Source organism: Fructilactobacillus lindneri DSM 20690 = JCM 11027 (genome assembly GCF_002907375.1).
GTDB lineage: Bacteria > Bacillota > Bacilli > Lactobacillales > Lactobacillaceae > Fructilactobacillus > Fructilactobacillus lindneri.
The window spans coordinates 20,620-44,484 of sequence record NZ_MIYK01000016.1 but is presented as its reverse complement, the minus strand read 5'-3'; the positions used below and the strand labels follow the sequence as shown (position 1 = coordinate 44,484).

The following is a 23,865-nucleotide window of genomic DNA, read 5'->3' as shown; positions in this document are numbered from 1 at the left end:
TATCAAACAATTAGATTTAAAAAAATAAGCAGAAACTGCTTATTATAATTGCTCTAATAATCCGGGCAAAACTTTTTCAATTGTAGCTTGATTCAAACTCACAAACTTTTGTCTTCCTTGAGTACGAGTATTGGTAATCCCAATTTTTCTGAGCGTTTTAAGATGATAGGACATAGTAGATTTGTCAATCTCTACATGTTGGTTTAATTCATTGCACCCCATTTCATGACCAACGTGGTAAAGCATAGAGATTATTTTATAACGTCCAGGATCAGAAAGAGCAAAAAAGATGCGTTGTTTTAATTCATTTTTTTCGTCTAATTGTTTGATATCCATAAAACAATAATCACACTTTAATATTAATTTTGCAAGTAATTAAAAATTCATATTAATTTTCCTTTAAATGTCTTGTTTTTCAATTTCATTTAATTGTTTTATTTTCGATTTTGTTTTAAAGTTTAGTTTGTGGAATAGTGAACAATCTTTTGAGAAGAGGCAATTAATAATGGTTAAATATGCGACAGGAAATTATTATGATTTGGTACATCCTAAAAAAACTGATGGAGTTGAAAATCGTCATGCTTATATTGTGGGTGCCGGATTAGCTGGTTTAGCATCAGCGGTAATTTTGATTCGAGATGGATATATGCCTGGTGAAAATATCACAATTTTTGAAGAAAAAGATCAAGCAAGTGGATCTTTGGAAGCCTTTAAAGATATTAACGGAGGGTACATATCACCTGGTGGTCGAGAAATGGAAGATCACTATGAATGTTTGTGGAATTTATATAGTTCAGTTCCTTCTTTAGATGAACCAGGGAAAAGCTGTTTAGACGAGTATTACTATTTAGACAAAGAAGATCCTAATAAATCTAACTGTCGTTTAATTCATGATCGTGGACACCAACTTAAAAATGATAATGAATATACCCTAGATTATAAAGCATTAAAAGAAATGATTGATTTAGTGTTGGTTCCAGAAAGCAAACTAGATGGTAAAACGATTGAAGATGTTTTCGATGACAACTTTTTCGCTTCTAACTTTTGGACTGATTGGCAGACGATGTTTGCTTTTGAAAGATGGCAGTCGGCAGCGGAAATGCGTCGTTATTTAATGCATTTTATTCACCACGTAGATGGCTTGACTGATTTTACTGCTTTGAAATTTAACCGTTATGATGATTATCAATCAATGAGCGAACCATTAGTGGCTTATTTAAAAGATCATCATGTTAACTTTGAATATCAAACTCAGGTAGAAAATGTAGAAGTTAAACATGATGGAGAACAAATTGCGGCTCACCAAATCGATCTTAATCAGAATGGCAAGAGCAAATCTATTACTGTAAACCCAATGGATTTGGTATTTGTTACTAATGGTTCGATTACGGAATCAACGACTTATGGATCTCATGATGAAGCACCAATTCCCAACGAGTCATTAGGTGGAAGCTGGAAACTTTGGGAAAAGCTGGCTGCACAAGATAATCGATTTGGTCATCCGGATGTATTTTGTAAGACTATTCCGGAAAAAGCATGGAAGACTAGTGCTACATTAACTTTGAAAAATAAAGATATTGCACCTTATATTGAAAAATTAACTAAACGTCCGTTATTTAATTATGATAAATGTGAGACTAGTGGAATTATTACTATTACCGATTCAAATTGGGGAATGAGTTTTACCATTCATCGCCAGCCTGCTTATAAAGGTCAGCCAAAAGATGAAGTAATTTTATGGTTGTACGGTTTATATTCAGATACGAAAGGTAATTATGTACAAAAGCGCATGCCTGAATGTTCTGGGAAGGAATTAACGGAAGAACTTTTGTATCATTTGGGAGTTCCTGAGGATAAAATTGCAGAGATGGCGGATATTAAAAATATTCAGGCTATTCCAGATTACATGCCATTTATCACTAGTTATTTTCAGTTGCGGACCGCGGATGATCGTCCAGATGTAGTTCCCCAAGGTTCAACTAATCTAGCTTTCATTGGTAACTTTGCGGATTCAGGTACAAGAGACGTTGTCTTTACTACAGAATATTCAGTACGAACTGCTATCGAGGCTGTTTATGAACTATTAAAGATTGACCATACGGTTCCAGAAGTTTATCCATCTGTTTTTGATATTAGAACATTGATGAGTGCAATGTACTATCTAAATGATAAAAAAACACTGGAAGAAATGGATCTTCCAATAACTGAGAAACTGGGAGCTAAATTACTTTTGAAAAAAGTTAAAGGGACTTGGATTGAAGAACTTTTAAAAGATAGTAAATTAATTTAAGTATAAAAAATAAACTGCTAATAAATAGCAGTTTATTTTTTGTCTACATATGTTATTATTTTCATATGAAAGGTGGTTCATATAATGAACATTGGATTATTGACTTTAACATTTGTGGCGGTTAACTTAGATTTTTTTATTATGCTTTTATTTTTGCTAAAATTATTTCCATTATCTAAAGTAATTATTGGTTACCTATTAGGAAATATCATTTTACTAAGTCTCAGTTTCTTTGCGGGGAAATTACTAGAAAGCTTTTTACCAGAATGGATTTTAGGGATACTAGGAGTCATCCCAATCTATCTAGCGTTAAAGGGTGATGCGGATGAAGAAGCTGATGTGAAAAGTAAATCGCCGATCATAGTAGTTTTGGTAACTTATTTATCAGTTTGTGCTGGCTGTAATCTTTCAATCTTTTTGCCAGTTTTGTTAGGCGAGACTTTTCCAGTTTTCTTAGAAACATTATTCTACATTGGATTTTTAACTGTGGTAATTGTGTTATTGTTAAAATTAATTGAAAAAAATGAATTAGTTCAGTTAGTTATTGATAAATACGGCGAAATTTTGATGAAAATTTGCTACATTGTGATTGGAATCTATGTAATGTTTGATAGCGGTTTGATTAAACACGTCTTTAACTTTTTCATGAGCGTATTATAAAGAGGAGTGATAACTTATTAATGCTGATAAAATTTCAGAAACTAGTAAAATATTCAAATTGTTAAGTAATGAAACGCGGTTAAAAATCTTATTTCTGTTAGAAAATAATGCCTTAGATGTGTCTACCATTGTTAAAGAATTAGATTTGGAACAATCGACAGTTTCACACCAGTTATCATTATTGAAAAAACACCAGTTAGTATCTGTAGAACGCGATGGGAAAAGAATTTTATATAGTTTGAGAGATCCACACATTCTTACCATTGTGGAGATGGCTTACAATCACGGATCTCATGTTTTAAAGCATCAGGGACATCATTATCCAAGTAATCAACTTTTGTAAACCACAATGGTAAATAATTGAAAATTATGGTAAGATGTTTTTTGTCTTTTTTAACCGCTACTTACGGATTAAAGAAGATTACGCCGCATTTAGAGGAAATAAATTGTTTCTAATTAGCAGCGAGTATTTCTTTTTTTGTGAGTAATTAAAATGCGAGGAGATTAAAACATGCAACCAAAAAAGACTGGAAAACCAGGAGTAGGTTCGTTTACCTTAATGGCATTGATTGTCTCGGCGATGTGTGGAGGCGGAATTTATGATTTGCCGCAAAATATGGCGATTAAAGGCGGACTGATTGCACAAATTATTGCTTGGGCAGTTGCTACTTTAATTATTGGGTGTTTAGTTACGACTTTTATGCTTCTTTCTGAAAAAGAACCCCAATTTACCAATGGGTTATACCAATATGCAGAAGCTGGATTTGGTAACTTTGCTGCCTTTTTAGTTAGTTGGAGTTATTGGATTTGCCAGGCTTTTGATGTAGCAGGTTATTCAATTTTATTAATGACAATTTTAAGTTCTTTTTGGCCGTAAACTTTTACTAGCAGCAATAGCTGGTTATCAATTTTAGCTGGATCAATTGTGCTATGGTTGATTAGTCTTTTATTATTAAGAGGGATTAATTCAACAAGTAGTGCCAGTATTTTAGGAATCGTAATTCTAATTTTAGTGATTGGCTTTTTTGTAGTAACCATGATTGTCATGATGAATTGGAAAACCTTTACAACGAATCCATTTGCTGATCAAACAATTGGTCATTTACATGATTCATCGCGTGGCCCGCTCTTTTCACAAGTTAAGTGAGCCATGTTAACCACTTTATTTGAATTTGTTGGGATTGAATCCGGGATTGTGTTAGCAGGGAAAGCTAAAAGCCAACATGAGGTACGGAAAGCCACTAAAAATGGATTTATAATTGCGATTGCTTTATTTTCATTGACTTCAATCTTACCATTAGGACTAATGAGTTATGGAGAGATAGGTAATTTAGCTGGGATTTCTACTTCGACAATTATGCAGTACGTTATGGGGCCCATCGGAAAGATAATTATGACTTTTGGTGCAATCATTGCTATTTTGTCGAGTTGGGTTAGTTGGATGGTAGTTTTAATTGAAATGCCGACGATTGGAGCTGAAAGTGGAACATTCCCACAACTTTTCAAAAGACGAAATCATGCTAAGGTGCCAACTAATTCGTTGTTAGCAACCGTAGTTTTAGTTGAATTTATTATGTTAGCAATGCATTTTTTCAAAAATCCATTTGAATTTTGTCTCTCAATGGTTGGGGGATTAATTATTGTGCCATATTTATTTTCAGCCTTATATTTGTTTAAGGTTAGTGTGAAAAATAATTTGAAATCATTATTGATTGCGACGCTTACAATCATAGGCGTGTTAGTGATTGCTTATTGTGCTGGGATTCAATACTTGATTTTTGTATTAGCTAGTTATTTAATTGGGATTCCGGTTTTTGCTTATTCACGCAGACAAGTTCGACAGGTACAAGAAAATATAATAGAAGATTAAATGATTTTTAATAAAGAAGGCAGGATGATAAGTTTGTCATGATGCCTTCTTTTTTATTAAAATGTACATTCGCTTTTTGAACGTTTTTTTGGCTTCTTATAATATATAATCTGGATTATTATATTTAAAGACGTATATTTTAATATTAACCATTGATTATAGTTCGTTTTACATGTAGAATGTAAAAGTAATCTAATTGGTAATAATATTATTTGTATTTATATACGAAGGAGTAGTCTACTATGGAATATTCAAAGATGGAAGATGTAATAACAAGATTAAAAAATGGGGGATTAGTAATTGTCTCCGATGATGAAGATCGGGAAAATGAAGGTGATTTAGTCGGTTTAGGTGCCACAATTACACCTGAAAGTGTTAATTTTATTATTACACATGCTCGCGGACTCCTTTGTGCCCCAATTTCTAAAGCAATTGCTGATCAACTGGATTTAAAACCAATGGTTGAGAATAACACCGAAATTAATAAAACTTCTTTTTATACTCCTTTAGATGGAAATTATGAATCTACTGGTGTGACTACTGGGGTTTCTGCTTATGATAGAACTGCAACCATTAATAAATTAGCAGATAAGGATGCCAAACCCAGTGATTTTGTGCATCCAGGTCACATGTTTCCATTAGTAGCAGATGATGGTGGTGTTTTAGCTCGTAATGGACATACTGAAGCTGCAATCGACTTAGCTAAATTGGCTGACGAACCAGAAGTTGGTGCAATTTGTGAAATTATTATGCCAGATGGTAGCATGGCTCGTAAAGACTACTTGGAATTAATGGCGGTTAAATACAATCTTCCAATTATTACCATTAAACAATTACAAGAACACATGAGAAAAATATAATAAATATTTGTATTTTGGAAAATTCTAAATATAAAAATGAAGCGTTCCGTAAAATTAGAAAATAAATCTCTGATTTTGCGGAACGCTTCATTTTTATATTGTTTTATTTTAATGCTATCAATTAATTTAAATGCATATTACTATATCTTGATAAAGTATAGTTAAATGTTTAATATTTTAAAATAAAAAGTAAAATGATAAAAGAAAGGGGGTGATATTAATGAAAGTAAGAAATTTAGAATACTTTGAGAAATTAATTGAATTAAAAAATTTTAGTAGTGTTGCTGATTATTTTAACGTTGGTCAGCCAGCAATTTCGATGGGAATTAGGAGACTAGAGGAAGATACAGGGCATGAATTAATCATTCATAATTCTAAACATAATATAGTTATCCTAACTCCTGCTGGAATGATTTTGCATAAGCATGCCAAAGTGCTTATTAATCAATTGACTGAATTTAATAATAAAGTAAGTCAAGAACTTTAAAAAAGTAATTTATAAATATGTAAAATTTGCTTGTATTTTTCTATTTAATTTTTAAATTGTTGAATTCATAAATATTTTCTCATAAAAACCATTTTTAGAGTATGTTTTTATCACAATTAATGTTTAAAAGTGGTTAAATTTAACTAAATAATCAATTTATTAATTAAAAATAAATATATTAATTTTGCATATAATACTATCAACATATATAATGGGTCTTGGAAAGTAATTTATTGATGATCAAGGTAGCTTATCACTTAAAATGATTGGATTAACGCCAAAATACTGATTTTTAATAATTATATTTATGATGATTTTTATCATAAATGTGTAGACTAGGTAAACATGAATTTTACATATATAAACTAGATCAATTACATAATAATATTGAATTTGTCATTTTGTCAAATAATACTTATTAGCTTTTAAAATAACAAAAAGATTAATTCTAATACGAAAAGAGGACTTACATATTGTAAGTCCTCTTTTCTATTCATAAATTATATTACTACAATTTATTATTTATCTTCCTTTTTCTTTCTGAATCCATCTAAGCCGAAGAATCCAAGAATTGAAAGTAAGATTGCACCAATGATACTCATCAAACTACCAGTAGCATCTTGTCCAGTTTGTGGTAAAGCAGCCTTCTTAGGTTCTTCAGCTGTCTTAGCAGCTGGGGCTGGAGTTTCTGCTTGAGCTGGTGCTTGTGGTGCTTCAGCCTTAGGTGCTTCTGGAGCAGGTGCAGCTGGTTCTTCTGGAGTTTCTGGTTGAACCGGTGCAACTGGTGCACTTGGTTGTTCTGCAGGCTGTGCAGGAGTTTCAGGTGTGCTTGGAGTTACAGGTGTTGCTGGTTCTTCATTTTTAACGTAGTGAATTGGAGTATCTTCACCTAAATGATCATGATCAATTGGGTAAGGAGTTCCTGGAGTCAACTTATTACCATTCTTATCAACTGGTGTGTAACCAGGGATATCAGGAATAAGTGGATTACCAGCTTCACTAGGGTTATCTGGGTTATTTGGATAGATGATTGGAGTTGATCCTGGAACATCTGGCACCAAATAACCTAATGCATGGTAGAGAACTGTTACTTCAGAGTTAGATGCATCAGCATTGACTGTTTCAGCACCAACTTTAGGAGTGTCAGTATAGTAACCATTAATTACTGGAGAGTTAACGGCACTGAAGGTATCGTTAACTGGAGTCCAGTTACCATATGAAATGATCTTACCAGTTACTTCATCAAAGGTAGCATCACGACCAAATTTAGTTGATTCAACTACATCTTTAGCAACGGTATTACCTTGATAATCTTTGTAATGAATAGTTCTAGTAATATCTTTAACTAGGTCTTTTTCACCAGTTCCATCTGGATATTTAGGTCCAGTTGGATTATCTGGATCAACAGGTTGTCCTGGTGTACCTGGATTGTCAGGAGTTACTGAACTGGTCTTGTGTTTCAAGACAACCGTAAAGGTTGGATCATCAGTAGTAAATGTGTAATCACCTGGGTAACCGTCGGTTACTAATTCATAACCTTGAGCTTCCAAAGCAGCAATTTCATCTTTAGTACTGTAATCAGACTTAGTTCCAAACTTACCGTCTAAAGTATCACTCTTAATAACACTATCGTTGTTATCTTGATCAACATAGTTAACGTGGGCTTGTTCAGCATTGGCGTGGTAAGTAACAGTTACATTACTATCACTATCATCGGCAGTGGTAGCTGCTTGGCCAACAACTGCTTGATCAGGAGTAAAGCCAGCGATAGCTGGAGAATCAACTGCGGCATAGTTAGAATCAGTTGAAGTCCACTTACCAGTTTCAATGATCTTACCAGTTACTTCATCAAAAGTAATTTCTCTAGTGTACTTAACTTGTTCAGTAACATCTTTAGAAGCTTCGGTTCCATCTGCATATTGGTAGTGGATAGTTCTAGTAATGTTCTTAACTAAGTCTTGTTCACCAGTTCCATCAGGATATTTAGGTCCGTCTGGATTATTAGGATCAACAGGTTGTCCTGGTTTACCAGGATCATCTGGGTTAACAGTCTTGTGTTTGTGTTTCAAGACAACTGTAAAGGTTGGATCATCAGTAGTAAATGTGTAGTCACCTGGGTAACCGTCGGTTACTAATTCATAACCTCGAGCTTCCAAAGCAGCGATTTCATCTTTAGTACTGTAATCGGACTTAGTTCCAAACTTACCGTCTAAAGTATCACTCTTAATAATACTATCGTTGTTATCTTGATCAACATAGTTAACGTGGGCTTGTTCAGCATTGGCGTGGTAAGTAACAGTTACATTACTATCACTATCATCGGCAGTGGTAGCTGCTTGGCCAACAACTGCTTGATCAGGAGTAAAGCCAGCGATAGCTGGAGAATCAACTGCGGCATAGTTAGGATTAGTTGAAGTCCACTTACCAGTTTCAATGATCTTACCAGTTACTTCATCAAAAGTAATTTCTCTTGTGTACTTAACTTGTTCAGTAACATCTTTAGAAGCTTCAGTTCCATCTGCATATTGGTAGTGGATAGTTCTAGTAATGTTCTTAACTAAGTCTTGTTCACCAGTTCCATCAGGATATTTAGGTCCGTCTGGATTATTAGGATCAACAGGTTGTCCTGGTTTGCCAGGATCATCTGGATTAACAGTCTTGTGTTTGTGTTTCAAGACAACCGTAAAGGTTGGATCATCAGTAGTAAATGTGTAGTCACCTGGGTAACCGTCGGTTACTAATTCATAACCTTGAGCTTCCAAAGCAGCAATTTCATCTTTAGTACTGTAATCAGACTTAGTTCCAAACTTACCGTCTAAAGTATCACTCTTAATAACACTATCGTTGTTATCTTGATCAACATAGTTAACGTGGGCTTGTTCAGCATTAGCAACGTAAGGAACTGGGGTATCTTTTCCTGGATCATTAGGATTAATTGGATAAGGAGTACCTGGTTTAATCGGATTACCGTTTGGATCTAATGGTGTATATCCAGGATAATCAGGCGTAATTGGTTCTCCAGCCTTTGTTGGATCATCTGGATCGTTTGGATATGGTACTGGAGTTCCACCTGGAACTTCTGGAATCAAGTTACCTAGCTTGTTATAAATAACTAACTTAGTTTGATTACTTCCTTCAATAACATGTCCACTAGCTGTTTTTTGATCTGCATAATATCCAGTTACTACTGGAGAATTTGAACTAACATTAATATCTTGGCCATCGTCAGGAATCCAATCTCCCCAAGTAGTTTCACCAGTTTCATCATTCTTGGTTCCATCACGATGGAAAGTAATTTGTTTAGTTACATCAGTAACTGTATTACCATTAGCATCTTTTAACACTGGTTGTCCATCAGCATATTGATAATGAATAGTTAAAGAACCGGTTCCTTTTTCACTAACTGGTTCGGAAACTCTTTTAACAACAACTGTATAAGTCAATGGTTTTCCACTATTGTAGTCTAAAGTGATTCCATTATTAGGAACATCACTACTTACTAATGAATAACCATCTTTTTCCAAAGTAGCTAGTTCATCTTTAGTCGAGTAATCTTTATGTTCACCAATTTTACCGTCTAAATCATCTGTATGAAGAACTTTATTTCCATCTTGGTCTACATAAGTAATTGTTGCTGTTTGTTTATCAATTACATATGGAATGGTAGTATCTTTACCAGGATCATCAACAGTAACTGGAGAAGGATCACCAGGAGTTAATACTTTAGATGGATTATTAGGATCAATTGGAACATATCCTGGAATGTCGGGAATAGTTGGTTGTTGTGCTTTAGTTGGATCATTAGGATCAATTTGATATGGTTCATCATGTGACCCGCTATCAATTGGATTTCCATCTTTATCAACTGGAACTAGTTTACCCAATGGAGCAACCTCAAATACAATATTACGTGATTGTGGAACATATATGGATCCTAAAGTATAGTTTCCGAATCCTGGTCCATTAGTAATTACCCAAGTATATTGACTAGTTGTTGGATCAAATTGATAATTAGCATCAATATGAATTGTGGTAGGTCCATTATATGCAACTAAACCACCTTTACCATTATTGGCAGTTGGATCCCAAGTAGCACTTTTAACTGGTTGTCCATTAGCATCAAACAATTGAACGTCCATGCCACCATGATCATCAGTTTCAGTATAAGTCATGCTGTAACTCTGTTTATAGTGTTTAGTCCATTTAGTTCCTGGCACACCAAAGTTAGAAACAGTCCCTGAAGCATTAGCTGGTTTAGTAGAAATATAATAAGTAGTAGGGATTTCTGGAGGCATCCCAGTCACGTCATAATGTTGTCCTGCCATTCCTTCATAGGAATGTTCAGCCATTACTTCATTTGTGTTTTTATTAATCCAGGTAATCTTTTGCATAACTTTTTCAGGAACAAAAGTTGATGTTTGCCCAAATTTTGTATCAAAGTTTTTTTCAGGACTGTCGTAAGTCCATCCCTTATAGAAGTAATAACCATCAGGATTTCCTGTCTTGGAATCATTTTCTACATCATCGGGGAAGTAGAAGCCAACATTTTCTTTATCCCATTTTGAATAGACTAAATTAGTAATATTTTTAGAATCGTAACTACTTCCAGGATTATTTAGAACTATGGTATCCAAGACATTGTTATTTGCATCTAATTCGTAATAATAAACAATTCCATCACCATTACGATCAGTTGAAACTATGATTGATTTAACTTTTGATTGTTCCCCATTACCACGATTTACATCATAGTATCCAAAAGTATAATGTTGAGCATCTGGATCAGTCCAAGGAACACCAGCAGAAGCGTAATCTGGATCAGTAAATGTTACTTTCAATGGATCGGTAGCATCTACTGCTAAATTAGTTTCGGCTGCTTGGGTCTGACTTTGATTAGCATCTTCAGCTGCCTTTTGTGCATCATTTTCTGGTGCTACTTGGTTATCAGCAGCATTTTGAGTTTGGTTGTTAGAATTTACATCAGCATCAGCAGTCTTATCTGGTTCAACTACTTGATTTTGTTGATCTGCATTATCTGATTTATTTTGATCTGTGTTTTTATCATCAGAATTTTGATCAGTAGCTGCTTTAGCATCAACTGCTTTGTTCTGATCTACAGGACTATCATCAGCTTGGCTTTGATTGCTTGTTGACTTAGCTTGGTCAGTATTAGCTGCTTGGTTTTGATCAGCAGTTTTAGTTTCAGTATTTTGCTTACTACTATCTGCTTCAACTGCCTTGCTATCATCATCCTTTGGAGTGGCTGAAGTAGTATCTTCCTGTTGCTTAGCATCATCAGTTTTATTTTGATCTGTTGATTTAGATGAATCATCAGCACTAACTTTAGCTTGATTATTGTTAGTGTCATTATTTTGTTCAGGAGTGCTTACAGCACTCTTGCTTTGATCTTGAGTAGCATCTGCTTGGGTAGTTGCTGCCTTTTGGTCATTTTTATTACTTGTTGCTGCTTTAGTATCCTCACTTGATGGTGAAATTACTGGAGCAGTTTTTGTTTCATTTGCTTGAACATTACTATCTTGGGCTTTATCTGTTGCACTATCACTAGTTGTACTAGTGGTATTTTGACTTTGAGTAGTACTTATTGCTGTATCAGCATGTACACTCTTCCCGTTTGATAGAAGTGTTCCACCGACAATTCCAGCTGTAAATGTGGTTACCGTAATGGCACCAAACAACCAGCGTTTGCCCGCTTTATACATTTTATAGTGGGTTTTATTTTCACTATTAAACATGTAAAGACCTACCTTCCATTAATTTTTTGAGTTACCAACAATTTATTTGAAAATATTTGTATAAATAATGAATTGAAACTTTATCTTTAAAAATATTAAAGAATTTACTTAAAAAGACGTAAAAAAAGGGTGTACCCTGATAAAACAGATGGGGTACACTTTTTAATTTGGTTTTAAATTCAGATGTCATCTATATTTATAAACATTTCATGTATAATTAAATGCGCGTAAAAAATGGGTGTAAAAAAAATTTTTTTGTTAGGAGTTATTCAGATGAAATTTGGTTATGCTCGAGTAAGTTCGGAAAGTCAAAATTTAGATCGACAAATTATGGCCTTAAAACAAGATGGCTGTGAGTGTATTTACAAGGAAAAGATTTCAGGGAAAAATTTAGATAGGCCAGAATTAAAAAAATTATTAAAAATCATTCATATTAATGATGAAATTGTAGTTTTAGATTTAGACCGATTAGGTCGTAATAATAATGATATTACTAGTGTTATGAATAAAGTTAGAGAAAAACAAGCTACCTTTAGAGTTTTATCTTTACCGTCATTTGATGGGGTTGCTGATCCAAACTTAAAGGCTCTTTTGAATAATTTAATTATTGAAATTTATAAGTACCAAGCAGAAGCTGAACGTCAAAAAATAAAAGAGCGTCAAAGACAAGGAATTGAAATTGCTAAAAAAAATGGAGTATATACAGGTGGAACTGCTAAATATTCTTTAAATTCTAATAATCCTCAAGGAATAATTTTAGCTAAAAAAATGATTGAAATGTTTGAACAAGGAATTGGTAATAGTGAAATTTCTAAATTATTGGGGATTAGTCGCCAAACTGTTTATTATAAAAGGAAATTATATAAAGCCAACCGTACTATATAGGGAAATGCCGTTAATAAAAAATTAATCTATAAATCTAATAATATGATGATATTTTAGTTGTATTAATTAGATTAATTTTTAATAACTTTAGAATTGTTTGTTATAATTATAATTGAATAATTAATAAAATGAGGTGGAAATAGCAATGACACTAAAAATGGAACCAGAAAAGGCTCAAGATGTTTGGAAAGATGTTGGGGAAAATGTTGACTTTGTTTCGTTAGCTTTAAATCGCGATGATCAAGCCAAAGCTCAAGCTGGCATTCAAGAATTTGCAGATCGTTCCCAGGCAATCATTCGTTCGATGCGGATTCGACAACCAGAAGCTGATTTGCGGGTTGCGATTGGTTTTAGTAATCATGCTTGGGAATATCTTTTTCCTAAAGCAAAGAAACCAAAAGAACTTGAAGATTTTGCAGGAGTTAAAGGACCCAAATATTCCATGCCAGCAACTGACGGTGATCTCTTTTTGCACATTCGTGCTAAAAATCAAGCAGTGGTGTATGAAGTTGTTTCCCAATATCGTGAATTTTTAAAGGATTTCACGCATGTTTTAGACGAAGTCAAAGGCTTCCGTTATCTCGAGGGTCGTGCGATTATTGGTTATATTGATGGAACGGAAGCTCTCCAAGTTGAAGATGCAGCTCCCTATGCAATTATTGGTGACGAAGATCCAGAATTTATCAATGGTTCCTACTTATTTGCACAAAAATGGATTCATAATATGGATTTTTGGAATAAAATGTCGGTTGAACATCAAGATAAGGCGGTTGGTCGAAAGAAGTTTTCTGATTTAGAGTTAGATGATGACGATAAATATGAAAATGCACATAACTTGGCCTCTAATACTGGTGATGAAAATAAAATTGTGCGAATGAATGTACCATTTTCGGATCCAGCAAGTGATAAAACTGGAACTTACTTTATGGGGTATGCTAGACATTGGAGTGTTACCAAAGGTATGTTACAACAAATGGTTGATATGAATGACTTTTTGCTAACTTTTTCCACCTTGAAAACGGGAACGTTATATTTCATTCCATCTCGCCCAATGCTAGATGCGATTGCTGGTGGAGAATTAAATCCAGAAGAATAATATTGCAAAATAAAAGAGTCGTCTAATTTTTTATTAGACGACTCTTTTTTTATAAACTAGTTAATTAATCTTTCAAAACCCATAAGAAGATAATGAAGATGATGGCTAAAGCATACATCATCCAGCCAACTTCCTTACCACGTTTAGCGGCAATCATTGTAATTGGATAGGCGATGAAACCAAGTGCAATCCCATCCGAAATACTATAAGTTAAAGGCATTCCAATTGCAATCAAGAATGCAGGAGCAGCCAGTTCAAACTTGTTCCAGTTAATCTGGGCAAGGGACTTAGCCATTAAGACTCCAACGATAATCAAAGCTGGAGCAGTAATTTGACTGGTAATTACACTGAGTAATGGTGAGAAGAAAGTTGCCAAAATGAACAAAATTCCAGTAACTATTGCAGTAAAACCAGAACGACCACCAACGGCGATTCCTGCAGATGATTCAACATATACGCTGGTAGGAGAAGTCCCAAGCAACGAACCTAGCAACATGGTAGTTGAATCAGCAGCTAAAGCCCGTCCTACTCGTGGCATTTTGTTATCTTTCATGTAACCAGCTTGTTCAGCTAGCCCAATTAAAGTTCCAGCAGTATCAAAGAAAGTTACCAATAAGAAAGTTAATACAACTACAAACAGTTGAGGAGTATCAATTTTTCCAACGTTGAAAAGACTAACTAAGAAAGTTGATTTAATACTAGGAATTCCTGCTACCACGGCAGTAGGTAATTTGATTAAACCGGTAAACATTCCTACGGCAGAAGAAGCAACCATTCCGATAAAGATGGCACCAGGAACTCGGGCACTCATTAAGAACAAAGTGACGATTAGTCCAAAAATTGTCAACATGGTAGTTGGGGTAGTTAATGAACCTAGACTAACTAAGGTTGATTTGTTAGCAACTACGATTCCACCATTGTTAAAACCTAAAAAGGCAATGAATAAACCAATTCCACCACCAATGGCGGCTTTTAAATCAGTAGGGATTGAATTAATGATTTTTTCTCGTAGTTTCATCGCTGTTAGAATAATAAATAAAATTGAAGCGATGAAAACTCCGGCCATGGCAGTTTGCCAAGGGATTTTCATTCCAATACAAACGGAATAGGCAAAGAAAGCATTGATTCCTAATCCAGCAGATAGAGCGAATGGATAGTTAGCTAAAATTCCCATCAGCATACATCCAAAAGCGGAAGTAAAAGCTGTGGCAGTAAAGACTGCTCCCTTGTCCATTCCGGTTGCACCAAGAACGTTCGGGTTTACAAACAAAATGTAAACCATTGAGATAAAGGTCGTAATACCGGCTAATATTTCAGTGCGATAATTAGTTCCTAATTCTTTAAAATGGAAAAATGAAGCAATTTTGTCAGTCATACGAATCTCCTTAGGTATGTATTGTTCGTAATTGTGTAAATATATTACTTATTAATAATACAACGAGCCACATAATATTTCAAACCCGAACTTTATATTTTTTATAGAATTCAATGTTAAAATAAAGTTATTAAATGAGGTGTTTATAATGAAGAAATCGGTTTTAATTCTAGGAAACAATCCAGCCGCTGATATGGTAGTTAAACAATTAAATGAAAAGCAGCAATATAACGTAACTCAGATTAAGCAGGGAGATTTTACAGACCATGCGACTTATTTTAATTTGGACCCTGAAATTAGTATTATTGTTTCTTTTATTGGACCTCAGGATGTTGATTTAGCAATCCAAGAATTATTTGACGCAGTTCGAGGACAACAGATTAAAATTGAACATTTTATTATGCTTTCAACTGCTGGCATTGATAATGAAGTGATTGGAAAACTTAATTATCCGGGGGTAAAGGATGTAACTGAATACTTACGCGAGCAACGGTATGCTATTAAGATTATTGACGAAGCTGAAATTCCTTACACTGTTTTTCGGCTAGTTGATCTATTAGTTAAGAAAACGGGAGCTGGTTACACTATTAATGAAGGAAAACCAGTCCCAGCTGGAAATGTTTCATATGAAACAGTAGCTGCTTTTGTTGTTCAAGCTGTTACACAAAATAAATTTATCAATCAGTCAGTCGCGCTTTTAGAAGATAGTTAGGAGAAAATATGACACTACAATTTATCTTGGGGAAAGCTAGTGATAATCATTTTAAAAAAGTAGTTGATAATCTACAAACTGGGATTAAGCAGGAACCAGCCGACCAATATTTTTACGTAGTTCCTAACAACGTAAAGTTTGAGTCGGAACTCAATACCTTGAAACAACTAAACGTGGATGATAATAGTACTTATGCCCAAAATCAGGTACAGATTTTTTCTTTTTCTCGTTTGATTTGGTATTTTATGCACAGCCATCCGGATTATCAGTTACCCCAGTTGTCACAAACAGCTATCAACATGATTATTTATCAAATCATTGAAGATAACGAAGAAAATTTAACTATTTATCGTGGTGAAGGAAAACAAGCGGGTTTTATCCAACAAGTTTCCGATCAAATCTCGGAATTACAACAAGGAAATGTTAGTCCTGATGATTTGGATCACATGGCTAATTTAGAAGCCAATGTCATTAATCCAGAACTTCGAAGCAAGTTACACGATATTAGTTTGATTTATCGTGAGTTTTTGCAGCAGACGGATGGTCAGTATATTTATAATGCTGCGACTTTTGAAATGTTGAATCAATATTTATTAGAATTACCAGAAGCAGAAATTTCTAAGATGCATTTTTACTTTAGCAATTTTGAAAAGTTTAGTGCTCAAGAATTACAAATTATTCAAACTTTGATTCAGCGTGCTCATGTGGTGATGGATCTTAATTTGGATCATAAATATGATCAAGAAATGCCTAATGAAACTGACTTTTTCTATCAGTCAGGGAAGTTATATCATTATCTATACCAATATGCTCGAAAAAATTCACAGGTCTTGACGGATCAATATGCTGGTCCTCGAGAACTTACTCCTGGGTTAAAACAGTTAGAAGATTATTGGATTGCTAGTAACGAAGTTGGAACCCCAATTCCAGCGGTTAAAAGTCAAAATGCCAATGTTCATGTGACTGAAACTAATACAAGTTTTGATGAATTAATGCAAGTAGCCATTAAAATCAGACAATTAGTAGCGAACGGTAATTATCGTTATTCTGATTTTTTAGTGGTGGCTAGGCATCTAGACCAATATGAAAATATTATTGATCCGATTTTTTCGATGCAGCAACTACCTTACTTTACGGATATTCAAAAACACATGGACGATCATCCGCTAGTCGAGTTATTAGATGCTCTTTTTTCGATTTATCGACCTAATCGTGCTCAAAATTATCGTTATGACGATGTCATGGGTTTGCTGAAGTCGGAATTACTAATTCCTCGGAATGCTAAGGGTAAATTCATGTCAATTAAAAAATATCGGCATTATTTAGCCTTGTGTGAAAATTTAGTGTTAAAAAATGGATACCAAGGGAAACGTTGGTTGCAGCAAGAAGACTGGTTATATGCGGCAGCATTGGATACAGAAACTGGAATCGTTGTAGACAAAAATAAAAAAATCTCAGCTGAGATTAATCAGATTCGTCATTTTGTCAAAGATACTTTGCCTCCTTTTTATCGCAGAATAAATAAAGCTAAAACTGGTCGTGCAGCTGCTAAAATTTTGTACCAGTTTTTAGTTCAAAATGGAGTTCCTGATCAGTTGAAAAACTGGCAATCGCAAGCAACAGAAGCAGGTAATTTACAAGAAGCCGGTCAAGCGGAACAGGTTTGGAATCAGTTTTGCCAATTATTAGATGATTATGTAACGGTTTTAGGCGATCATGAATTTGTGATGGATGATTTTTTGGATTTATTGAAAGCCGGTTTTGTAGGGGCCAGTTATTCTCAAATTCCTTCAACCCTTGATCAAGTGACGATTTCTGAAACTGGACGAATTCATCTAAATGATAAGAAAATTACTTTTGTGATTGGTGCTGATGACAATAATATTCCGGCTAAAGTCGACAATAATAGTTTGTTTAATGATGCTGATCGGGACCAGATGGATGTCAATTTAGAAGATGATCAATATTTGGTTGATACCAGTGAAACGATGATGCTTGGTGAGCCATACGAAGATTATCTAACCTTTCTAAATCCAGACAATGAACTTTATTTTTCTTATAATCTCGGCGGGGATGGCGCAGATACAATTCACCAAATTTCTCCGTATGTCAAAAGAATTCAGGATTATTTTGGAATTAAAACAGAAAAATTTAGTGGTCGTCCTACTGCTGAAGAGGTTAATATCAGTCAATATGTTGGATCTGATCGGACATCTTTGAAGTATTTGATTCAGGCGGCGTTGGCTAGTAAGAAAAATAAGCAGCCGTTAAATTCTGCTTGGGGAACTGTTAAGCAACAGTTAGAACAACATTCGGATCGGCAAATCAGAGATTTAACCAAGAACCTTTTAGGTAGTCTTGATTATCAAAATAGCCCGAAAAAACTTCGACCAGAGATTATTTCCGGATTATATGGAAATGACATTGTGACATCAATTTCCAAACTAGAGGAATTTTACACTGATCCATACGAATATTTTCTAAAATATGGATTGAAATTGCGTGAACGGGATGAATTTGAGATTAGTCCGGCCAATACAGGTCAGTTTTATCACGAAGCACTTGATCGTATTGTAAAAGAAATTAATAAGCAGCAGCTTCAATTACCTGATTTAACTGATCAAGATATCCATGAACTGGTCACAGAAATTACTTCTAAGATGATTGAAGCGGATGTGAACTATCAATATGAGATTTTAAAAAGTTCGCAACGAATGTGTTACATTACGAGTCAATTAGTGGCAACGGTTAATCAAATGGCGTTGACAATGCGAAACCAAGCACAACATGTCAACATGAGACCAAAAAAAACGGAAGTTGCCTTTGGTCCAGGGCAAAAATATGCACCATTGCATTTTGATTTGAATGATAAAGGCCAACAAGTTAATGTCCAGGGACGAATTGACCGAATTGACGAAATGAAAGTTGACGATATCGATTATCTAGGAATTGTAGATTATAAATCTGGGAATCGGGATATTAATTTATCTGAGGTTTATGATGGGACTTCAATGCAGATGATGACTTATTTAGATGCAGTTTTGCAGAACATTACTTCTTTGAGTGATAGCGAACAGGCCGAGCTAGCAGGAGCGCTTTATTTGCACATTTTTGATCCCATTTTAAAACCAGGTGAGGTTAAAAATTGGAATGAACCTAAACAGATTGAGCGAGAACTTTTAAAAAAGCACAAATATAACGGCTTGTTAGTAAGCGATAAAACGATGTTGAAAAAAATGGGCAACGGAGATGTAAATGCAATTTATCCATTTGATTTTAAAAATAATGGTGATTTGAAAGTAACTAGCAAAGTAATTACTCGTGATAATTTGCAGCTAATGCTGCAACACACAGAGCGTTTGATTCAAAATGCAGCTAGACGAATTTTTGCAGGCGATATTCAACTAGCTCCGGCAAAATATGAAAAACAATCCTTAATTCAATATTCTCCTTATAAAGCAATTATGCAATTTGATCCAATGCTTAGAGAAAATAACTATCGCGAAATTCAAAAGTTAACAGATCAACAAATTTGGGACTTATTGAGAAAGGAGGCAGGTGAAAAAAATGAGTAGACAATGGACACCGGGACAAACTCAGGCAATTAATGAAGATTTTCAAGGTAATGCCTTAGTTTCAGCTTCAGCCGGTTCGGGGAAAACCAGTGTGCTAACCCAGCGGGTAATGCGAAAAGTGAATGATGGAATCGATGTTGATCGGTTGCTGATTGTAACCTTTACCAATGCAGCCGCTAAAGAAATGCGGGATCGAATTAATGCTGCCTTGCACGATGCAGTTAATGAAGCACACAATCCTGAACAAAAACAATTTTATTTACAACAAATTCGGAAACTAACCACAGCCCATATAGAAACCATGGATGCTTTTTGTCAGTGGCTGGTTAAAAAATATTATTATGTAATTGGGCTAGATCCCGATTTTCGGATTCTAACTGATCGTAGTGAACTGGGTATGATTCGAGATAATGTGTGGAGCGATGTACGTGAAGATTTATATGCTAATGATCAAGATGGCAGTTTTGCAGCATTGACACGTAATTTTTCTAATGATCGGAATGATGACGGGCTTACGGATGTTTTAATGCAGTTGTATGACTTTGCCAATGTAAATGAAAATCCAGAACAGTGGTTGAATCAGTTAGTTGATTTTTATCAAATTGACGGGAATTTATCCCATAGTAAACTTTATCGTCAGTACTTATTACCAGCGATTCAAAATAAAATTGAACAGCTGCTCAGTACTTGGGAACAAATGCTAGATAAAGCCAATGAAGCTGGAATAGCTAAAATTGTTGAGCTTTTAGAAAAAGAAATTAAGCGTCTACAGGATTTAAAAACCACAGTTGCTGATGATTTATCCTGGAATGATATTCGGCAAAGCATAGTTGACTTTCAATGGGAAAAAAGAATGCCAACAATTAGTAAAAAAGATTTAGACGATGATCAGCTTGAAGTTAAAAAGCAAATTACTGATATACGTAAAAATTCTAAATTGATTTTAAAGAAAGTAGCAGATGATTATTTTTTTGCTGATGAAAAAGATAACATCGATACAATTGAAGCGGCACAAAAGTTGGTCAAAAAATTAACCGAGGTTGTCCAAACTTTTCGCGAAAAGTATGCAATCGCTAAAAAGAAAAAACATGCTTACGAATTCATTGATATAGAACATTTTGCCTTACACATTCTAACTAGTGATAGCGATGAAGGACAAAATATTCGGCATGATTTTCAGCAATATTTAAACGAAATCATGGTAGATGAATACCAGGATAATAATCATTTGCAAGATGCCATTTTGACGGCCATTAAAAATCCAGAGCAGGAAAATATGTTTATGGTGGGTGATGTGAAACAGTCAATCTATCGTTTCCGGTTAGCGGATCCCCAGATGTTTATGGATAAGTTTGCGAAATACCCGCAAGATGAAAATAATACTTTGATTACTTTACCCGATAATTTCCGGTCGGTTAAAAATGTGGATGACTTTACTAACTTGGTTTTTTCACAGATTATGGATCAAAATTTGGGGGAAATTGATTATACTGGTGATGCAAATTTAAAATTTGGCGCACTTGATTATCCTGATGACATTGATTCAACAACGGAAATCATGTTGTATAAAGATGATGAGCAGGATTTGGTTACTGAAAACGGTGACCAAATGGATAACGAGCAGCAACAAATTGAAATGGTTGCCGAAAAAATTGATAAGTTAATTCAAGATCATTTCCAAATTTATGATCGTAAAAAGCAAATGACTCGTGATATTCAATATGGTGATATTGCCATTTTATCTTCTACCAAACGGAATAATTTTGATATTTCAAATTTGTTTGCAGATCATCAAATTCCGGTTACAATTGACGGATCGGAAAGTTATTTCAAAACGACGGAAGTTCAAATTATGATTTCGTTACTGCAAATTATTGATAATCCGTTTCAAGATATCCCATTGGCAGCAGTGTTGCGTTCGCCAATTGTGGGAATGGATGAAAATCAAATGGCGTATTTGCGTATTACTCAACGAATGGGAAATTATTTTCAATCGGTTTTGGATTTTAAACAGCATTATGGCGACCATGAAACAACTGAGTTTGGCAACATTGTGTTACAAAAAGTCGAGTTATTTTTGACCCAATTACAAGATTTTAAGGATTATTCAGTTAAGCATAGTCTAGCGGAATTAATTTGGTATATTTATGATCAAACTGGATTTTTGGACTATGTTGGGGGAATGCCAGCGGGGAAAAAATGTCAGGCTAATTTACATGCTTTGTATCAGCGGGCTGAAGAATATGAACGAAATGGATTTAAAGGTTTATTTGCCTTCGTTCAATTTGTAAAACGCCTGCAGGGACGTGATGAGGATTTAGCGGAAGCAAGTGTGGAAACTAATTCCGATGCGGTGTCTGTAAAAACCATTCACGGAAGTAAAGGTTTAGAATACCCAGTTATCTTTTTGTTAGACGCGACTCATGGCTTTAACCGTATGGATATGAGAAACAGTTTTAATTTGGACGATGATTTAGGGATTGGAATTCAATACTATAATTCCAAACGGCATGAAAAAGTTCCAACATTACAGTATCGTGCGATTTCTAATTTGGCAGAGAAACGGATGCTAGCCGAAGAAATGCGGAAGCTATATGTAGCCCTAACTCGAGCTAAACAAAAGTTAATTATTACTGGGATTGCGAAACATACCAGTAAGACAGATAGCGAAACGCAAATGATTGAAAGCTGGAATAAGGCAACGCAAAGCGATGCATTAGTTTTGCAGGAATCGTTACGGAGCGGGGCTAATAATTTTATGGATTGGATTGGACCAGCACTTGTTCGTCATCCGCTTTTTAATCAGGACCATGATACTGATTTATTAAACAACGATGAGACTGATTTTAAGATTGAATTTTTGAGTAAAGATGATTTACAGCAAACAATTATAGCTGGTAAAACTGAATCAGAAAATGAATTAAAAACTGAATCGGTTAATCCAGAAGCTATTAAAAAGATTATGGAATTTAAATATCAATATCCAGATGCAACTCGAACAACGGCTTATCAGTCGGTTTCAGAAATTAAGCGACAATTTGATGATCCTGACAATATTGAATTAGCAAGTGTGTCGGATGCCCATAATTTAGTGTTGAAAAACACACGTTACAATAGCGATACGTTTGCACAGCCTAAATTTATGCAGTCGGTAGCGGCACCAAGTCCAAGTGATATTGGAACTGCTACCCATTTAGTTTTACAAAAAATTGATGTTTATCAGCCAGTTGATAATAATGTCGTCCAGGAGTTAATTGCAAAGTTAGTTAATGAGAAATTATTAACTCCAGAAGTTGCTAAGAAGATTGATACTGATGCAATTGTGGCATTTTATCAAACTGACATCGGTCAACAAATTTTGGCTCATCCAGAGAGACTACATCGTGAAGTACCATTTTCGTTAATTATTAATGCCAATCAATTATTTTCCGAATTTAAAAATGATTCCGAACAAAAATTGTTAGTACATGGTATTATTGATGGATATTTGGATGATTCTGACAAAGGACCAATTATTTTTGATTACAAGACTAGCTTTGTAAACCCTGAAAATCCTGAGACTGATATTGAAAAAATTAAAACTCAATATGAAGGACAAATTAATATTTATGCCAAGGCATTACAGGATATTTTAGGTAGAAAAGATAAGATAACGGAAAAATATTTGTATTTGTTATCAACTCATTCCTTGCTTCCAATTTAAATTATATTTTTTCATAACAAAAAGGATCTCAATTAAGTTAGCTTTTTTCTAACTTTATTGAGATCCTTTTTGTTATATAATTAAATTCTTTTTAATTGTATTTTAAATCACTAATGATAGCATTATGATAAACGATTTATTTTCATTTAAGATTTATTTATATATCAATGCTATAATAATAAAAATTTGGATTTTTCAGCAATTGCAAAATTTTCGCTTGAAACTGGACTAATTGGTAGCAATGATATAAATGTTCATGAAAGTGTTGCTGATAACCAAAACACCGATATTAATAAAATAACAGATCAAACCTCTTAGATACTGATAGCAAAGAAATTATTGGACTCATATTCAAACGTTCTGATTTACAACATAAAATTTATAATGACTATGATAATTTGCAAAACAGTTATTTTTCTCTTAGTGTTCGAAAAACAGAAACAACGGTAACTGTTACCTTAACAAATGGCGTAACTACTCATGCACCTTCAGTTGTCCCAACAAAAGAGTAAATAAGAACTGATAGTTCCTATAACAAATGAACAAAAAGATGATTCAACTGAAAATGATATTATTTCAAAAAACATTCCAAGCCAAAA

Annotated in this window: 16 protein-coding genes; 13 read left to right on the top strand and 3 right to left on the bottom strand. The window is 34.3% G+C overall.

The features are described 5' to 3' along the window. Positions 1 to 42 precede the first annotated feature (42 nt). Positions 43 to 336, bottom strand: a complete 294-nt coding sequence (locus BHU33_RS05050; RefSeq protein WP_054646541.1) for an ArsR/SmtB family transcription factor — start codon at positions 334 to 336, stop codon at positions 43 to 45. Positions 337 to 505: 169 nt separating this feature from the next. On the opposite strand from BHU33_RS05050, the gene BHU33_RS05045 reads away from it, so the two are divergent. The 8 genes from BHU33_RS05045 (at position 506) to BHU33_RS05010 (ending at position 6,167) form a co-directional block, all read left to right on the top strand. Further along, positions 506 to 2,290, top strand: coding sequence for an oleate hydratase (locus BHU33_RS05045; protein WP_054646542.1), 1,785 nt, complete (start codon positions 506 to 508; stop codon positions 2,288 to 2,290). An 84-nt stretch (positions 2,291 to 2,374) separates the two neighbouring features. Then, on the top strand, positions 2,375 to 2,950 hold the full coding sequence (locus BHU33_RS05040) for a cadmium resistance transporter (RefSeq protein ID WP_054646543.1): 576 nt from the start codon (positions 2,375 to 2,377) through the stop codon (positions 2,948 to 2,950). 16 nt (positions 2,951 to 2,966) lie between these two features. Continuing rightward, entirely contained in the window at positions 2,967 to 3,293 is a 327-nt protein-coding gene (locus tag BHU33_RS05035; RefSeq protein WP_054646544.1) for an ArsR/SmtB family transcription factor, read from the top strand. Positions 3,294 to 3,461: 168 nt separating this feature from the next. Then, complete coding sequence (locus BHU33_RS05030; protein WP_054646545.1) at positions 3,462 to 3,827, top strand: amino acid permease; 366 nt, start codon at positions 3,462 to 3,464, stop codon at positions 3,825 to 3,827. A 48-nt stretch (positions 3,828 to 3,875) separates the two neighbouring features. Beyond that, entirely contained in the window at positions 3,876 to 4,097 is a 222-nt protein-coding gene (locus BHU33_RS05025) for a hypothetical protein (RefSeq protein WP_054646546.1), read from the top strand. 3 nt (positions 4,098 to 4,100) lie between these two features. Beyond that, on the top strand, positions 4,101 to 4,820 hold the full coding sequence (locus tag BHU33_RS05020) for an APC family permease (protein WP_054646547.1): 720 nt from the start codon (positions 4,101 to 4,103) through the stop codon (positions 4,818 to 4,820). Between the two features lie 242 nt (positions 4,821 to 5,062). Next, positions 5,063 to 5,680: a 3,4-dihydroxy-2-butanone-4-phosphate synthase gene (gene ribB, locus BHU33_RS05015; RefSeq protein ID WP_054646548.1), complete on the top strand. Its 618-nt coding sequence runs from the start codon at positions 5,063 to 5,065 to the stop codon at positions 5,678 to 5,680. Between the two features lie 220 nt (positions 5,681 to 5,900). Then, positions 5,901 to 6,167 (top strand): LysR family transcriptional regulator, encoded by a 267-nt coding sequence (locus BHU33_RS05010; protein ID WP_054646549.1) that lies wholly within the window; start codon positions 5,901 to 5,903, stop codon positions 6,165 to 6,167. Positions 6,168 to 6,685: 518 nt separating this feature from the next. On the opposite strand, the gene BHU33_RS05005 is transcribed toward BHU33_RS05010, so the two are convergent. Further along, positions 6,686 to 11,920: a mucin-binding protein gene (locus BHU33_RS05005; RefSeq protein ID WP_103434764.1), complete on the bottom strand. Its 5,235-nt coding sequence runs from the start codon at positions 11,918 to 11,920 to the stop codon at positions 6,686 to 6,688. 273 nt (positions 11,921 to 12,193) lie between these two features. Here BHU33_RS05005 and BHU33_RS05000 point away from each other — a divergent pair, with 273 nt between their 5' ends. Beyond that, positions 12,194 to 12,805: a recombinase family protein gene (locus BHU33_RS05000; RefSeq protein WP_054646837.1), complete on the top strand. Its 612-nt coding sequence runs from the start codon at positions 12,194 to 12,196 to the stop codon at positions 12,803 to 12,805. A gap of 145 nt (positions 12,806 to 12,950) precedes the next feature. After that, a complete protein-coding gene (locus BHU33_RS04995; protein ID WP_054646836.1) occupies positions 12,951 to 13,901 on the top strand; it encodes a Dyp-type peroxidase in 951 nt (316 codons plus the stop codon). A 64-nt stretch (positions 13,902 to 13,965) separates the two neighbouring features. Here the strand turns inward: BHU33_RS04995 and BHU33_RS04990 are convergent, their stop codons facing one another. Continuing rightward, a complete protein-coding gene (locus BHU33_RS04990; protein WP_056997582.1) occupies positions 13,966 to 15,276 on the bottom strand; it encodes an NCS2 family permease in 1,311 nt (436 codons plus the stop codon). A gap of 148 nt (positions 15,277 to 15,424) precedes the next feature. Here BHU33_RS04990 and BHU33_RS04985 point away from each other — a divergent pair, with 148 nt between their 5' ends. Genes BHU33_RS04985 through addA form a run of 3 tightly spaced genes read left to right on the top strand, consistent with a single transcriptional unit; the run spans position 15,425 to position 23,266 of the window. Beyond that, entirely contained in the window at positions 15,425 to 15,988 is a 564-nt protein-coding gene (locus BHU33_RS04985) for an NAD(P)H-binding protein (RefSeq protein WP_054646835.1), read from the top strand. A gap of 8 nt (positions 15,989 to 15,996) precedes the next feature. After that, positions 15,997 to 19,563: a PD-(D/E)XK nuclease family protein gene (locus tag BHU33_RS04980; protein WP_056997581.1), complete on the top strand. Its 3,567-nt coding sequence runs from the start codon at positions 15,997 to 15,999 to the stop codon at positions 19,561 to 19,563. Next, positions 19,556 to 23,266 carry a helicase-exonuclease AddAB subunit AddA gene (gene addA, locus BHU33_RS04975; RefSeq protein WP_056997580.1) on the top strand — a complete coding sequence of 1,237 codons (3,711 nt, stop codon included), beginning with the start codon at positions 19,556 to 19,558 and terminating at the stop codon, positions 23,264 to 23,266. The genes BHU33_RS04980 and addA overlap by 8 nt, the downstream gene beginning before the upstream one ends. The last annotated feature ends 599 nt before the right edge of the window (positions 23,267 to 23,865 follow it).